The 428-nt window shown below is 72.9% G+C and carries 1 protein-coding gene; it reads left to right on the top strand.

The window, feature by feature from the left end:
* Nucleotides 1-322 (top strand): SLATT domain-containing protein (locus tag ADK36_RS11830; protein ID WP_159391117.1); only part of this gene is annotated, 322 nt, incomplete at its 5' end.
* Nucleotides 323-428: the final 106 nt, after the last annotated feature.

Genomic DNA, 428 nt, shown 5'->3' with positions numbered 1-428 from the left:
GTTGCAGATGCTTCAGTTCGACTGGGCGACGGAGAGTGTGCGGGAGGTGCTGGGGCCGGCCGAGGGTACGGCGAGTGAGGCGGCCGAGCGGTGTCTGGGGGTGTTGCGGCGGTTCTCGGAGGACGTCACCGAGCTGGTGCGGGCGGAGACGGCGGACTGGATGGTGGAGTTCCGGACGGGGTCCGCGCCGATGGGGATCCAGTCGGCGGTGGGCGGGGGGACTCGGCAGGACCTGGGGGCGGGGCAGGGACGGTTCGGCTTGCCGCCGGTCAATGGGGCCCGGCCGAACATGCCTCGGCAGCGGCCGCCGGAGCCTCGGTGAGAGCTTCCTTCGCCCCCGCCGCCCCTACCCGTCCCATCCTGTGAAGGGGCTCCGCCCCTTCGACCCCGCTGGGGCTGCCGCCCCAGACCCCGCTATCGGCCCTTAA

Source organism: Streptomyces viridochromogenes, assembly GCF_001270495.1.
In the GTDB taxonomy this organism is placed as follows: Bacteria; Actinomycetota; Actinomycetes; order Streptomycetales; family Streptomycetaceae; genus Streptomyces; species Streptomyces viridochromogenes_A.
Note: the sequence above shows the minus strand (reverse complement) of the source record. Positions and strands in the feature narration are given on the sequence as shown.